Origin of the sequence: Pontibacter sp. H249 (assembly GCF_037892465.1) — a bacterium.
Taxonomy (GTDB): domain Bacteria; phylum Bacteroidota; class Bacteroidia; order Cytophagales; family Hymenobacteraceae; genus Pontibacter.
The window spans coordinates 28,196-42,412 of sequence record NZ_JBBKTR010000007.1 but is presented as its reverse complement, the minus strand read 5'-3'; the positions used below and the strand labels follow the sequence as shown (position 1 = coordinate 42,412).

The 14,217-nt window shown below is 42.4% G+C and carries 13 protein-coding genes and 1 tRNA gene; 10 read left to right on the top strand and 4 right to left on the bottom strand.

Annotated elements, in window-relative coordinates; translation table 11 throughout:
- Positions 1-84 precede the first annotated feature (84 nt).
- Genes WG943_RS10580 through coaE form a run of 6 tightly spaced genes read left to right on the top strand, consistent with a single transcriptional unit; the run spans position 85 to position 3,894 of the window.
- Entirely contained in the window at positions 85-390 is a 306-nt protein-coding gene (locus WG943_RS10580; protein WP_340408817.1) for a YtxH domain-containing protein, read from the top strand.
- 2 nt (positions 391-392) lie between these two features.
- Complete coding sequence (locus WG943_RS10575) at positions 393-1,391, top strand: isocitrate/isopropylmalate dehydrogenase family protein (RefSeq protein WP_340408815.1); 999 nt, start codon at positions 393-395, stop codon at positions 1,389-1,391.
- 18 nt (positions 1,392-1,409) lie between these two features.
- Positions 1,410-1,952, top strand: coding sequence for a DUF1573 domain-containing protein (locus WG943_RS10570; RefSeq protein WP_340408813.1), 543 nt, complete (start codon positions 1,410-1,412; stop codon positions 1,950-1,952).
- 33 nt (positions 1,953-1,985) lie between these two features.
- Positions 1,986-2,297 (top strand): preprotein translocase subunit YajC, encoded by a 312-nt coding sequence (yajC, locus tag WG943_RS10565; RefSeq protein WP_340408811.1) that lies wholly within the window; start codon positions 1,986-1,988, stop codon positions 2,295-2,297.
- Positions 2,298-2,302: 5 nt separating this feature from the next.
- The gene (locus WG943_RS10560) at positions 2,303-3,283 is read left to right on the top strand and encodes a hypothetical protein (RefSeq protein ID WP_340408809.1); all 981 of its coding nucleotides are present in this window, start codon (positions 2,303-2,305) and stop codon (positions 3,281-3,283) included.
- A gap of 8 nt (positions 3,284-3,291) precedes the next feature.
- Entirely contained in the window at positions 3,292-3,894 is a 603-nt protein-coding gene (gene coaE, locus WG943_RS10555) for a dephospho-CoA kinase (protein WP_340408807.1), read from the top strand.
- Between the two features lie 178 nt (positions 3,895-4,072).
- Here coaE and WG943_RS10550 read toward each other — a convergent pair.
- A tRNA-Val gene (locus WG943_RS10550) sits at positions 4,073-4,147 on the bottom strand.
- A gap of 213 nt (positions 4,148-4,360) precedes the next feature.
- Between WG943_RS10550 and WG943_RS10545 the strand changes: the two genes are divergently transcribed.
- Entirely contained in the window at positions 4,361-6,853 is a 2,493-nt protein-coding gene (locus WG943_RS10545) for an AsmA-like C-terminal region-containing protein (protein ID WP_340408805.1), read from the top strand.
- Between the two features lie 330 nt (positions 6,854-7,183).
- Here WG943_RS10545 and WG943_RS10540 read toward each other — a convergent pair whose 3' ends face one another.
- Complete coding sequence (locus WG943_RS10540) at positions 7,184-8,356, bottom strand: mechanosensitive ion channel family protein (RefSeq protein ID WP_340408804.1); 1,173 nt, start codon at positions 8,354-8,356, stop codon at positions 7,184-7,186.
- An 18-nt stretch (positions 8,357-8,374) separates the two neighbouring features.
- Positions 8,375-9,601: a Glu/Leu/Phe/Val dehydrogenase dimerization domain-containing protein gene (locus tag WG943_RS10535; RefSeq protein WP_340408802.1), complete on the bottom strand. Its 1,227-nt coding sequence runs from the start codon at positions 9,599-9,601 to the stop codon at positions 8,375-8,377.
- Positions 9,602-10,154: 553 nt separating this feature from the next.
- On the opposite strand from WG943_RS10535, the gene WG943_RS10530 reads away from it, so the two are divergent.
- Positions 10,155-10,463, top strand: coding sequence for an ArsR/SmtB family transcription factor (locus WG943_RS10530; protein ID WP_187068257.1), 309 nt, complete (start codon positions 10,155-10,157; stop codon positions 10,461-10,463).
- Between the two features lie 141 nt (positions 10,464-10,604).
- Here the strand turns inward: WG943_RS10530 and hemA are convergent, their stop codons facing one another.
- Positions 10,605-11,879 carry a glutamyl-tRNA reductase gene (gene hemA / locus WG943_RS10525; RefSeq protein ID WP_340408798.1) on the bottom strand — a complete coding sequence of 425 codons (1,275 nt, stop codon included), beginning with the start codon at positions 11,877-11,879 and terminating at the stop codon, positions 10,605-10,607.
- Positions 11,880-11,992: 113 nt separating this feature from the next.
- On the opposite strand from hemA, the gene WG943_RS10520 reads away from it, so the two are divergent.
- Entirely contained in the window at positions 11,993-13,168 is a 1,176-nt protein-coding gene (locus WG943_RS10520; protein WP_340408796.1) for a sensor histidine kinase, read from the top strand.
- An 88-nt stretch (positions 13,169-13,256) separates the two neighbouring features.
- Positions 13,257-14,192 (top strand): GNAT family N-acetyltransferase, encoded by a 936-nt coding sequence (locus tag WG943_RS10515; RefSeq protein WP_340408795.1) that lies wholly within the window; start codon positions 13,257-13,259, stop codon positions 14,190-14,192.
- Positions 14,193-14,217: the final 25 nt, after the last annotated feature.

Sequence of the window (14,217 nt, the reverse complement as noted above, 5' to 3'; positions counted from 1 at the left end):
GCTTTAAAATTGGGGTGGCTGGCAAATTAAAATCGCCGTAAAAGGACAATAATTTGTACCCGTATATATAAGAATATAGAAACTATGAGTAAGAAGACGAGCAACTTACTGTTTTTTGTGTCTGGCGCTGCCGTTGGTGCTGCAGCCGGCATCTTGTTTGCACCCGAGAAAGGCAGAGAAACGCGCAGCTGGCTAAGCTATCGTTTAGAAAGATATCGCGATACTTTATCGGATTTGTTAGAGCAGTTGGTAGCAAAAGATGGCAACATGCCGTCAAGTGCCAAGTCTGAAGGACAGCGGGTAATTCAAGACGCAAAAAGCAAAGCCGAGAAACTGCTTGGCGATGTAGACTCATTAATAAACGAAATAAATAGCCGCAAAGAACTATAAGTATGAGACAAGTTACCCTTATACCTGGCGACGGGATAGGACCTGAAATTACTGAAGCTGTAAAAGCTATTTTTGAAGCTGCCAACGTACCCGTTTCCTGGGAAGAAGAGAACGCTGGGCAGACTACCTTTGATTCTATTGGCGAACTGATTCCATCTACGCTGATCGACTCTCTTAAAAAGAACCGCGTTGCTCTAAAAGGCCCTATCACTACTCCGGTAGGCAAAGGCTTTAAAAGTATAAATGTGCAGCTGCGCCAAATGTTTGACCTTTATTCAAACGTTAGACCGGCAAAGACTACAAAAGGCATCCAGACGCGTTTTGATAATGTAAACTCTGTGCTGTTCCGTGAGAACACCGAAGGTTTATACTCTGGCCTGGAGATGTTTGACGAGCGCCTGCAGATTTCTGATTCTGTGGCTCGTTTAACGCGTGTAGGTTGCCGCAAAATCGTACGTGCTGCATTTGAGTATGCCAACAAGCATCAATGCAAAAAAGTAACTGCTGTACATAAAGCTAATATCCTGAAAAGTGCTGGTGCTTTATTCTTAGACGAGTTTAACACCATCGCTAAAGACTATCCGCACATTCAGGCCGACGATAAAATCATCGACAATATGTGTATGCAGCTGGTGGCTAAGCCAGAGCAGTTTGATGTGATTGTAACAACTAACCTGTTCGGCGATATCCTGTCTGACCTTTGTGCTGGCCTTGTAGGTGGCCTTGGTGTAGTGGCAGGTGCAAACATCGGTGATGAGATGGCTATTTTTGAAGCCGTACACGGATCAGCTCCTGATATTGCAGGCAAAGGTATTGCTAACCCAACAGCTTTGCTTCGTTCAGCTATCATGATGCTGCACCACATTGATATGAAAGACGAAGGCAATCGTATTGAAGCTGCGCTGGAGGCAACACTTGCAAACCCTGCAGAGTGTACAGGAGACCTTGGAGGTAAGGCCAGCACAATGGAGTTTGCACAAAACATCATTTCAAAGCTATAATTATTAATCCTTTTTGATATGAAAAAGAACCTGATTTTAGCAGCTAGTTTTGCTGTGGCAATATTTGCTGCAGGCTGCGACAATAACACAGGAAGCGATAACGTTACCGAGTCTGAAGCTACTGCAACAGAGGCTACTACAACTGCACCGGTTGTAGAGAACCCAAACGTGGCTGGCTCTGAGGGAGTAGTGGCGTCAGAAAACGCGCCGGTTATCTCTTTTGCTGAAACATCTTACGACTTCGGTACTGTGAAGCAGGGCGAAGTGGTAGAGCATACTTTTAAGTTTACAAACACAGGTAAGTCGCCGCTTATTATCGAAAGCGCTACTGCAACTTGTGGCTGTACTGTGCCAAAGTCTCCGGATATGCCAATTGCTCCAGGAGAGACTGGCGAGATAAAGGTTAACTTTAACAGCACGGGCAAAGCTGGTATGCAGGCTCCTGTTATAACAGTGCGTGCCAACACAGTGCCTAACATTACACAGGTAACTTTAAAAGGCACGGTAGAGGCCAACAATATACCAACAGCTGGTGCTGACGGACCAGTAAAGAGAAACTAAGCTTAAAAAGAGCTAATCAGAGAATACACAAACATGCAAACTATATTCCTACAGGCCGGAGCACCAGACGGAGGTATGCTGCCTCAGTTGCTGATGTTCGGCGCTATTATACTTGTTTTCTATTTCTTCATGATCAGGCCGCAGCAGAAGAAAATGCGCGACCAAAAGAAGTTTCGTGAAGAGCTGACTAAAGGCATGACAGTTGTTACCATTGGTGGGCTGCATGGCAAATTAGTTAGTTTAGAAGACGAATTCGTAGTCATTGAAGTTGATAAAGGCATCAGGCTGACATTCGACAAGACTGCAATATCTATGGAGGCGACTGCCAAAGCTCAAAAAGTTTAGAAGCATTGCCACTTGAAAGAGCCAAAAATATAGTTCTATGGTTTGCGAAGCCATTTAGGCCACAAACAAAGCAATACTGGAGAGTAGTATTGCTTTGCTTTGTGGCGGCTTCCACCTTTTGGCTTCTTAATGCCCTTAATAAAAGTTATTCAACCCAAACCACTTATCCTGTAAGGTTTGTTTACGATGAGCGCCAGCTCGTACCCGTAAAGGAGTTACCTGAAGAGGTAACCATAAATGTTACAGGTAAAGGATGGAAGCTGCTGCGTAAGTCTCTGCGTGTGGAGGTGCAACCTGCTGAGATTTATATCAGAAACTTGCCCCGCAACAATTACTTACTTGGATCGGCTTTACGCCCTGCCCTCGTAAATGCCTTAGATGGCATGGAGCTTAATTTTGTTGTTACAGATACTTTATACTTCAACTTTAATGCTAAAGTATCACGTACAGTAGGGCTTATATTAGATCCTTCTCAAAAGATAACCGGCGACAGGCATGCTGTCGTAGGTCCAATTGTTATTAAACCGGATTCAGTACGTTTTACCGGCCCTTCTTCTATGATAGAGAGCCTGCCAAACCCTTTGTTAGTGCGCTTGCCAGATGGGCAACAACTCACTGAGGCTACCAAGGTAAAGGTTCCTATCAACTACGATAACAAATCGTTGGTAAAATCGAGTGCCAGCACTGCGGAGGTAACTATAAACGTAAAAGGACTGCTGCAGGAAGAGCGCCAAATTATACCGGAAGTAGTAAATGCACCAGCTGGCAGAGAAATAAGCCTAAGGCCACCTTACATACTAGTGCGCTACCAGCTCCTAGAAGACTCAGCTGTCTCTCTTAACCGAGATAATTTTAAAGCTATATTAGACTACAGGCGTTACTCCCGACGTGACTCTACATTAACTCCGGAATTGGTGCAAAAGCCAACTGGCGTGCGCAATGTAACGCTGTGGCCTGAGCGCGTTAAAGCAATAGTAGAAGAATAAATGCCCCAATGCTGAAGATAGGTATAACAGGTGGTATAGGCGTAGGTAAGACTGTTGTTGCCCGCATGTTCAAATTACTGGGTATACCTGTATATGACTCCGACTCCCGCGCAAAGTGGGTAATGCATCATGACGATTCTCTAAAAGCTGATTTGATAGCAGCTTATGGTTCGCAGGCTTTTAACGAGCAGGGTGAACTTGATCGTGCCTATATTGCTTCCATCGTTTTCAACAACCCAGAAAAGCTGCAGCGCCACAATAGCCTGGTGCACCCACACGTGCGTAACGACTTCGAGAAATGGGTAAAGCAGCATACAGGAAAGCCATACGTTATTAAAGAAGCGGCCTTGATGTATGAGTCCGAGGCATGGAAGCAGATAGATAAAATGATTGCTGTTTATGCTCCCATGGATGTAAGGATAAAGCGCCTGCTGCTGCGCGACAAGCATCGTACAGAAGCCGATATTAGAACCATTATAAGCAAGCAGCTAAGTGAAGAAGAGAAAATGGCCAGGGCAGATTACATTGTTACCAACGACGACCAGCGAATGATCATTCCGCAGGTGCTTTCGCTGCATAAGCAGTTTCTAGAGCTGGCATCAGCTAACTAAACCCATTCATTTTAAGCTTAACTGTATTGCTGCCATAAAGGAAGCCAGTTATACTTTTGCCTTTACACAAGCGTTTGTAAAGTATAAACTTTAAGTACGCAGCTGAAAATGAGGAAGAAATAGAGGAAGAAGAAAAGTATAGACATAAAAAAAGGACAACTTTTAAGTTGTCCTTTTGTGGGGCGTACTGGATTCGAACCAGTGACCCCCTGCTTGTAAGGCAGGTGCTCTGAACCAGCTGAGCTAACACCCCTTTTTTTCTTTTTAGAGACCTTTTGTCCCCGTTTGATGATGCAAATATGGGGGTTATTTTTGATACTGCAAAACATTTGAGAAAAAAATCTTAAATTTTTTTTTGGAGCTCCGGCTCCTATTGTAAGCGTGTTATTAAGGGTGTACCTTTAAGTTTTGTAAGGCGCTAAAAATCTGAGCTTTTAATCTGGTGAAGAAACGAGTTGTTAAAAAAATGCTATTTTATACTGTTGTCGGTTTTTTAGCGGCAGCAAGTATAGCATTTGGGTTGGTTTATGTTTATCAGGATAAAATTATCGGATTGTTTGTGGCAGAAGCAAACAAGCATATCAATACAAAAGTTGAAGTAGGGCAGATCTCCCTATCCTTATTTGATAAGTTTCCGCAGGTGGCTGTGTCGCTAGATAAGGTGAATGTACATGAGGGCGTAGAAGGTAGTGAAGAGTCGCTGGCAAGAGCTGAAAAGCTATACTTCACATTTAGCATCTGGGATGTGCTGCGCAGCAAGTATAGTATAAGCAACCTATACATGGAGCAGGGGGCCATCTATATAAAGGTGCTACCGGACGGAAGTGTAAACTATCATGTAATTAAACAGGATACCACAAGTACAGGAAATGAAGACTTTGCCTTTAACCTGGAGCAGATAAACTTGCAGGAGGTAAATGTAAACTACATAGACCAGCAACTAAAACAAACCTTTGAGGTAACCGCGCACCAGCTGGCAGCAGCCCTAAGTATATCAAACGAAACAGTAGCTGTAGAAACCGACGGTAAAGCAACAATCCACACTATAAAAGTAGGCACAGGAGAGTACTTTAAGGGTAAAACCGTAAACCTGGCTTCGGCATTGGTTATAAACCGCACAAAACAAACAATACAGCTGCAGCCATCTGTAATAGAAATTGAGAATGCAGCCTATCAGGTAGGAGGCGCAATTGGGTATGCCGGACCAACTACTCTTGATCTAAAGCTTGATGGTAAAAATACAGATGTACAATCGCTTTTATCGCTGTTGCCGCAAAATATAAGTCAGGAGCTGAGCCAATACCGAAGCAATGGCGAAGTATATTTTAATGGTACTGTTAAAGGCGAAGTGTCTGTAAAACAGAATCCGACTATCACATTTAATTTCGGCGCTAAGGATGCATCATTTTATCACCCGGAGGTAAAGCAGCAAATAGATAATATAAACCTGACAGGCAGCTTTACAAACGGGAGCAAGCAAGACGCAAGCACCTCAGTTCTGGAGCTTAAAAACTTGTCGGGAGTGTTAAATGGGCATCGGTTCAGCGGCAACTTTAAGTACAGTAACTTCAATAATCCATCGGTGGCATTTGATGTGAAGGGTAAATTGGATGTAGGCTATGTGCTGGGCCTGGCGAAGCTGGAGCATGTGCGCAGTGGCAGTGGCTTAGCTGATGTTCGCATAGCTTTTGCCGGTAACCTGACTGAGTTTAAAGCCCGTCCTGGAAACAGCACCCTCAGCACATCCGGAGACATCACCTTGCATAATGTATCGCTGGCTCTGCAAGAGCTGCCCTTGCCGCTGCAGAACCTGAACGGGAATTTTATCTTTAAGCGCAACGATGTGGCTGTATCTGATTTTAAGGGTAAGCTGGGCGATTCTGACTTTGTGATAAACGGCATGTTTAAGAATGTAATGGCATGGCTACTACTGGATAGACAGCGGCTGTTAGTAGAAGCAGACTTTAGCAGTAATTACATCGACTTAGACCAGCTACTGAGCGAGAAGCTGAACACACCACAGGAGGCACGTGTAGGCAACGCCGGCGACTATAAATTTATACTTTCGCCTAGCATTGCATTTGATCTTGGAGCTTCTGTTAATAGGGTAAAGTTCCGCAAGTTCAGAGCTAACAATATTAAAGGGGAGGTAGTGCTGCGCAATCAGGTTGTGTCGTCGCCAAACATTTCTTTTAATGCTATAGGAGGCAATTTTGCTGTACGTGGTAAGCTGGATGCACGTACACGCGATCATATAAAAGTTAGTACAGCTACAAAGCTCAAAAACATGAGCGTAGATAGCTTGTTCTATGTGTTCGAGAATTTTCAGCAAAGTTTTGTTATGGACCGCCACCTGCGTGGTGAATTAACTGCCGATATAGTTTCCGATTTATACTTCGACAGCCAGCTGAACGCTAAAACTGACCTGTTGCAGGCTGAAATTGTTGCCACAGTGCGTAATGGGCAGCTCATCAATTTTGCGCCAATGCAAAAGATGTCTGCATTCGTGAAACGCTCTGAGTTAGCTAATATGCGCTTTGCAGAACTCCACAATAGCTTCTGGATACAGCAGCGTACTATCTATATTCCAGAAATGGATATCAGGTCTAATCTTTCAGCAGTGCCAACAGTTTCAATTTCAGGACAGCATACGTTTGACCAGCACATGGACTATAAAATAAAGCTGCCTTTGTTTACCAGCCAACGCCCTGATAAGGATGCAGCTTTCGGAGTGGTAGCCGCTGATCCTAATGCGGGGAACAGCAGCCTGTTCCTGACTTTAAAAGGAAAGGAAAACGACTTTAAAATTGCCTATGACGATGAGCGAGTGCGGCAAAAAATTAAAACTGACTTGAAACAGGAAGGGCAGGAGTTAAAAGATTTATTACGAGGTAAGAAACCAAAGCAACAGGAAAAAAAGGTAGAGTTACAGGAAGGAGAGTACTTTGATTTTAATTAATAATACAAGCTTAAAGATTTAAGTATAACCCTGTACTAAAGTATAATATATTAAAAGTTATATTTTCATTGGCTTGTTTTTAAGGTGCGTTCACCAGCAAAAGTGGCTAATAGATCGGAAAAGTTATAAACATGATGCAACTATAGGGTAGGTTGGCCGTTAAACAAACCAAAACTACAAAATAATGCGAAGTGGTTTTTAGGATTTAAGGTTTATAATAATATAAAAGATTACAATTAGTGCTTTAGTGGAAAAGAAAGTAACTACTTGTAACTAAAGAAATAAGGGTGAAAAAAAAAGCAGGAGCTTCTCCTGCTTTTTTGTTTATATCTATTTTATATCTGTATCGGAGTTTAAGAAGCTAGCCTCAGGCCGATGTATTGGAGATTGCTTGTTTACTGTCTGCCGCTGAAAGTATAAAGTTTGTGTTGGATAGGCAAAATCAGCTCCGTGTTTCTCCACAATCTCTACTATCTTGTAAGCTACCTCTTCTTTAATATTTACATACTCTGTCCAATCCATAGACTCTACAAAGTATAATACCATTATATTTTTAGAGCTGTCGGCAAGAGCCTGAAATCGCACTACACCATCCTGATTTGTGTTGGGGTGCTTATCAATAAACTCCTGCAACTCTATACATATGGCGCGAAGCTGTGCAGAGGTGGTGTCGTAGGTTAGAGTAATGTCAAAGTTTACTCTTCTAAAGGTGCGCAGCGTAAGGTTATTCAGAGGCTTATCAATCATGAACTTGTTTGGCACCGTTACAAAGGTTTTGTCCAGTGTGCGGATTCGGGTGCTTCTAAAACCAATTTTTTCTATTGATCCGGTTATTCCGCCTACCTCAACAAGGTCGCCTACTACAAACGGGTGGTCCAGGAAAATTGTAAACGAAGCTAGAAGGTTTTCAAGGCTTTCCTTGGCTGCAAAAGCTAAGGCCAGGCCACCTACACCTAAACCAGCAACTAAGCCTGCCACATTAACGCCAAAAACAGTACCCAGTATTACCAAAAAGGCAAAAATAACCACCATTACTTTCGCGAAATCCTTGAAGAAAGGTACCAGTTGGTCATCTAGCTTAGAGGCTGTTTTTTCGGCTCGGTATTTAAAAATTAAGCCGATAAAATCAATAAAGCGCATTATTACCCAGGCCAAAGCCACAATCACGAACACTTGATAAGTGCGGAACATGAAAGTTTTTAGGAAAGGATCAGTCTTGCGAAGCTGGTCCGCTTCTAATGGGTAATCCAGTACCTGAAATGCAAGGTACAGGAACACCAGGAACAGGAGTACTTCCAGAGGCTGAAGCAGTAGTCGCCTGAACTCCGGCTGATAATCCTCTTGAGAAACACGCCTTACAAGCCTATAGATAATTCCGGATAGCAGCCTGGACAGAACGGTTTTAAAAATAAAACCAAAAAGCATAATGCCAATAGCTATCAGATATTCTGATATACTATTACCTAAAAACTCGTATTCTAAAATTTCTCTCCAGTTATTCATTGTCGGGTGATGTATACTTTAAAGTAACTGGCTAAGCGCAAGCTCAAAACTTGTTTTGGCAATCTCTGTTTTCTGGCCGTGCTTCGCGTAAGAATTCTCCAATGCCGTGCGGATGGTATTAGAAATATCTGTAAAGATAGCCTCATCAGTTATTTCTACCTCGCTTTCCATTAAATAGGCAAACACACGAGCCATACCACAATTTGCAATAAAGTCCGGGATAACAGAGAGGCTTTTGTCTGCAAATTCACCTGTAGGGCCAAAGAAGATTTCTGGGTCCTGGAATGGCACATTTGCACCGCAGGAGATTACTTCCATGCCGTTTGAGATCATCTGCTCGACCTGCTTTCGTGTTGTAAGCCTTGAGGCAGCAGCAGGTATAAAGACCTCTGCAGGTATAGTCCAGATGCGATTATTTACTTCCTCAAAAGTTAGCAGCCCCTCAGGGTTAAGTGCGTTGCCCTGGCGGTTCAGGAATAGATCTGTTATTTCTTTAAAAGTAAAACCATCTTCATTAATCAATCCGCCAGCCCTGTCTATTATGCCTACAATTCTGGCGCCTTTAGAAGAAAGGTAGTATGCAGCTGCAGCGCCCACATTCCCCCAACCTTGAATGATAGCACGCTTGCCTTCAAACTGACCTCCCCAAATATCATAATAATGCCGTACAGCCTCTGCTACTCCAAAGCCAGTGATCATATCAGCTACTGTATACTTGCGCGCTGTAGACGGGGAGTAGTGCTGGTCCTCAATTACCTTAACCACACCTTGGCGTAACTGCCCGATCTTATTTATCTTTTGTGGCTCTGTAGCGTTAAAGTGTCCGTTTACGATACCCTCCTGCGGGTGCCATAAGCCATAGTCTTCAGTTATCGGAATTACCTCGTGTATCTCATCTACATTAAGGTCGCCGCCAGTGCCATAGTAATTTTTTAACAAAGGAATAACTGCTTTATACCAGCGCTCTAAAACGCCGCGCTTTCGTGGGTCTGCAGGGTCGAAGTTGATGCCTGATTTTGCTCCTCCTATTGCCGGCCCCGAAACTGTAAATTTTACTTCCATTGTTTTGGCAAGCGACTCCACCTCTCGTTTGTCAAGGCCTTTGCGCATGCGCGTGCCTCCGCCAGCTGCTCCGCCTCTTAGGGAGTTTATTACCACCCAGCCCTCTGCCTCTGTTTCAGCATCTTTCCACTCAAAAACTATTTCCGGTCTTTTATTTTCAAATTTTTCTAAAAGGTCTTTCATACAATAAGTGTGAATTTTTACAGTTAAGCAAAGGTACAAAATTACACTAGAGGATGCATGGTGAGGCCTGACAAGTAAATTTAAGGTGAGGCGAAGATGTTGATGATGGTCTTAAAATTATAACATAATATAAATGAGGCTGTTGACCATATAACATAGCTGGTAACAAATTCTGATTATTTGCGTGTTGTTAGCTACTGGCTATGATATCTGGTAATATTAGGTAAAAACATGGCTAAGTGCAATAAGTGAAAGTGATCATTAGTAGTGCAATATAGGAGATAGCCAACTATAATATATGAATATGTTAATGTATTAGTATTTAGTATATCCTATATCCAATTTTTTATTATTTACGTAAATATAAAATGTGCAATGTTAATACTTCTTTCGATAGGGTGAATTTTGCACCAGACATGATAAGAAGGAATTGTGCGGAACTGTTAAAAATTGCGCTGAAGCTACTCAGCAAAATACTCAAAGCACCGTATATATCTTATTATGAATAAGATTGATAAATGTATGTAGAAACTGTTAGGTATTATATTTAATTATGAAAAGTTTGTTATCAAGAGTTGAATCAAAGAAAATAGATAAGGCAGCTGCCATGTTAAAGGTGTTGGCGCACCCTAAAAGGCTGGCTATAGTTGATTTGTTGGGTAAAGAAGACAAAATGACTGTAACAGAGATATATAAGCATTTAGACTTACCGCAGGCTATTGCTTCTCAGCACCTTATTACGCTTAAGGACAAAGGCGTTTTGTCCTCGTTTAAAGTGGGCACCAAGATCTATTACTCACTTGCTATTCCTAAGCTAATTGATGTGATTGATTGTTTGGAGGAATGTTGTATAGACATTTAAATGTGACGCTACCTATGGTAGCAGGCAGCGCAATTTATAAATTTAAAAGAGCCTAAGGCCTCTGTAATTTCTTCGCATTTGAAGCTTACAGAGGCCTTAGGCTCTTTTATTCACTAAGAAATATATACTGTTTACTTATTTTTAGTGGCTTGCTTCCTCTGATTGTTTTTCCAGATCAAACAAGTCATTTAGCACATCTATCAGTGTCTCTGCTTCACCTCTTTTACAGGCAGCCTTTAACTGCAGCACCGGAAGTTTAATAATCTTCTGCATCATGGACTTAGTGATATTGTCCAGACGCTTCATTTCCTCTGGATTTACCTTTTTCAGGTACCGTGCCATCTCCTCCTGCCTAATCGTTTCTAATGCATTTTTTAAACGATTAATTGTAGGCGACACAATCATTTCCTTCGACCAGTCGTTGAACTGCTCAATTGATTCAGCTACAATTTCTTTGACTTTTGGAACAGAGCTAATGCGACGCTGAAGAGCTTCTGATGCTTTGTTTTGGATAGTGTCGATGTTGTAAACCAGCACACCTGGTATACTTTCCAAATCAGCTTCTACACTACGCGGTACGGCAAGGTCAATAAAGAACTTATAAGTGAGTACATCCAGGCGCTTTACCATTTCTTTTGTGAAGAAAGGGGTTTCGCGGGCCACAGATGATATAATTACATCAGCTTCTTTTAATCCCTGTACAATATTCTCGAATGGCAATACCTCTAAACCACATTCTTCTGCCAATGCTTGGGCCTTGGCTTGTGTGCGGTTTGTGATCTTTACATTTTTGTGCCCAGCATCCCTTAGGTTGCGGCATACATCGGCGCCAATTTCTCCGAGTCCTACAACCAGTATACTTGGATCTATAATGTCGGCGGTAAGTTCCTCTATTAACTCAATGGCTGCATAAGAGGTGGAGGCGGCTCCATCGCGGAAAGAAGTTTCCTGAACAACGCGCTTGTTGGTAAAGAAGATCGTGTGCATCAGGCGGTGCAAAAACGGACCGGCTGTATCGTTATCAGCAGACCATTGATAAGCTACCTTAACCTGATTAGATATCTGCATATCACCTACTACCTGCGACTCAAGCCCCATCGACACATCGAACAAATGCTGAACCGCATCGTTGTGCTCGTTTAGTACAGTAAAGTAATCAAGATATTTGGATATATTATCGATGCCTTTGGTAATACCGAGCAACTTCACAATTTCGGAGCTGTAATCGGTATCGGCGTTGTAGTATACTTCGGTGCGGTTACAGGTAGAAAGCACCAGCACGTCAGAAGCTTGAATAAAGCTTTTTAGCGTCTGGAGAAACTGCCTGCAGGAGGTCTCATCTAAGGCGATCAGTTCCCTGATTTCCAGCGGTGCTTTCTTATAAGACAGGCTGATCGCTTTAAAATTCTGAAGCATAATAACGTGTGTTCTACTAAAGTGCAAATTTACGTTTCAAATTTTTAAAATGAAACTTACTTGCCCTTAATGTTTAATTTATACTAATTTCAAATAAATTTCGTGTACACTGCATGATACCCATTTACTCACAGAAGAACAGGATTAAGCTTGTTGTTGTTATCATTGCCCTTATAATTGGCGCTGCTACCATTACGTATACAAACATACTAGTAAGTAAACTGTCTGAAAGAGAGCAGGAACTGGTACAGCTTTATGCCAAAGGCCTCCGGTACATGATCAATGCCCCCAGCGACGATAACATCGTTTTCATTGAGGAAGAGATCTTATCAGCCAATACTACTGTGCCTGTTATCTTAACAGATGAACATGAGAATATTCTCGATTCTAAGAACATAGATTTACCCAAAAACATTTCAGAAGTACGCAAAACTGAGTTACTTCAGCGAGAAATAGAGAAAATGCGCGCGCAGCATGCGCCTATTGTGGTGCCATGGGCCGAGGGCTCAGAAAATTATGTGTTTTACAAAGACTCTGCCTTGCTTTCGCAGCTGCGCTACTACCCCTATGTGCAGCTAATTGTAATTGCTTGTTTTGCCCTGATGGCATATTTTGCCTTTAGCTATTCACGGCGGGCCGAGCAAAACAGGGTATGGGTTGGCTTGGCCAAGGAAACGGCACACCAGCTGGGTACCCCGCTTTCTTCGCTGATGGCGTGGTATGAGTACATCAAAGCCAGCCCTAAATTTGAGAATGAACCGATTGTAGAGGAGTTGGGCAAAGACGTGCGCCGGCTAGAGATTATCACAGAACGATTCTCCAACGTTGGATCAGTGCCATCGCTCCGAGACGAGAACATACTTCAGGTAACGCAGAATGCTATCAACTACCTGCAAAACCGCATCTCGCGCAAAGTAGAAATAACAGTGCAGTCTGCTTTTTCTCCTGATATAACAGCTAAAGTGAATGTTTCGCTTTACGATTGGGTGATAGAGAATATCAGTAAGAATGCTGTTGATGCCATGGAAGGGCGCGGAAGTATAAACATAAATATGGTGCTATTAGGTAAAAGCAGCGTAGCCGTAGATATCACCGATACAGGTAAAGGCATTCCTAAAAGTAAGATTGATTCTGTTTTTCTGCCAGGTTATACTACCAAAAAGCGTGGCTGGGGATTAGGTTTGGCTCTTGCTAAACGTATTATCGACAATTACCACCAAGGTAAGCTCTATGTTAAATGGTCGGAGGTAGGCAAGGGCACTACTTTCCGGATTGTGCTTAATCGCTAATCGGCTTCTTTGCTATTAATTAAAGTGTTGCAGTTTTTTAGATCCTGATAATCAAATAAATTAATCACCGGTCAGTGGAAGTTATTCAGTGGAAGTTATAAAGTATACTTCAGATCATAAAAAAGTATGGGATGCTTTTGTAGCGGGCTCAAAGAATGCTACTTTCCTTTTTTACCGCGATTACATGGAGTACCATGCTGATAGGTTCAAAGACCACTCGTTGCTTATTTACCGCAAAAATAAACTGATAGCTTTACTTCCGGCCAGTGAGCAAAACACAGCGATTACCTCACATGGCGGCCTTACCTATGGTGGTATACTTACAGGTGCAAGTATAAAAACAGAAATCATGCTGCAAGTATTTAAGGCAATAGTTTTATACTTTAAGCAGCTGGGTTTTAAGAGTATAAACTATAAAACTATACCGCATATTTACCATCAATCTCCTGCTGAGGAAGATCTGTATGCCTTATTTAAATTTAATGCAACGCTATACAGGCGGGATGTGCTTTCGGTTATAGAACAAATCAACCCATTAAAGTATAGCCGCACCCGCAGGTGGGAGGTGAAGAGAGCATTGGAATTTAATTGGGAGGTAAACACTTCTCAGGACTTTGCTGGTTTCATGCAGCTGGAGGCGCAACTACTTCAGGAAAAGTATAAGGCAAGCCCTGTTCATACTGTTGCAGAAATAATGCGGCTGGCAAAGCTGTTCCCAGAAAATATAAAGCTTTACACTGCTACTAAAGACGGAGAAACCGGCGCAGGCATTATCATTTATGAAACAGCTACCGTAGCGCATTGCCAGTACATTGCTACATCTGAAACAGGACGTGAAAATGGTGCTTTAGACGCCTTGCTTCATTATCTGCTTACTAAGGCTTATAGCTTTAAAAAGTACTTTGATCTGGGCGCATCCATGGATGAGCAGCAGGAATCAGGCATTAACAGCACCCTTCTTGCCAACAAAGAAAGCTATAGCGCGCGTGCTGTAGTGCACGACTTTTATACTATATCACTATAAAAACGGCAGGCCTACCCTGTTAAGG

Bases quoted from the DNA above. Each gene is read 5' to 3' on its own strand.
- WG943_RS10535 (WP_340408802.1), bottom strand. From the start codon at position 9,601: ATGAAAGACCTTTTAGAAAAATTTGAAAATAAAAGACCGGAAATAGTT.
- WG943_RS10540 (WP_340408804.1), bottom strand. From the start codon at position 8,356: ATGAATAACTGGAGAGAAATTTTAGAATACGAGTTTTTAGGTAATAGT.
- WG943_RS10520 (WP_340408796.1), top strand. From the start codon at position 11,993: ATGATACCCATTTACTCACAGAAGAACAGGATTAAGCTTGTTGTTGTT.
- yajC (WP_340408811.1), top strand. From the start codon at position 1,986: ATGCAAACTATATTCCTACAGGCCGGAGCACCAGACGGAGGTATGCTG.
- hemA (WP_340408798.1), bottom strand. From the start codon at position 11,879: ATGCTTCAGAATTTTAAAGCGATCAGCCTGTCTTATAAGAAAGCACCG.
- WG943_RS10530 (WP_187068257.1), top strand. From the start codon at position 10,155: ATGAAAAGTTTGTTATCAAGAGTTGAATCAAAGAAAATAGATAAGGCA.
- WG943_RS10570 (WP_340408813.1), top strand. From the start codon at position 1,410: ATGAAAAAGAACCTGATTTTAGCAGCTAGTTTTGCTGTGGCAATATTT.
- WG943_RS10545 (WP_340408805.1), top strand. From the start codon at position 4,361: ATGCTATTTTATACTGTTGTCGGTTTTTTAGCGGCAGCAAGTATAGCA.
- WG943_RS10575 (WP_340408815.1), top strand. From the start codon at position 393: ATGAGACAAGTTACCCTTATACCTGGCGACGGGATAGGACCTGAAATT.
- coaE (WP_340408807.1), top strand. From the start codon at position 3,292: ATGCTGAAGATAGGTATAACAGGTGGTATAGGCGTAGGTAAGACTGTT.
- WG943_RS10580 (WP_340408817.1), top strand. From the start codon at position 85: ATGAGTAAGAAGACGAGCAACTTACTGTTTTTTGTGTCTGGCGCTGCC.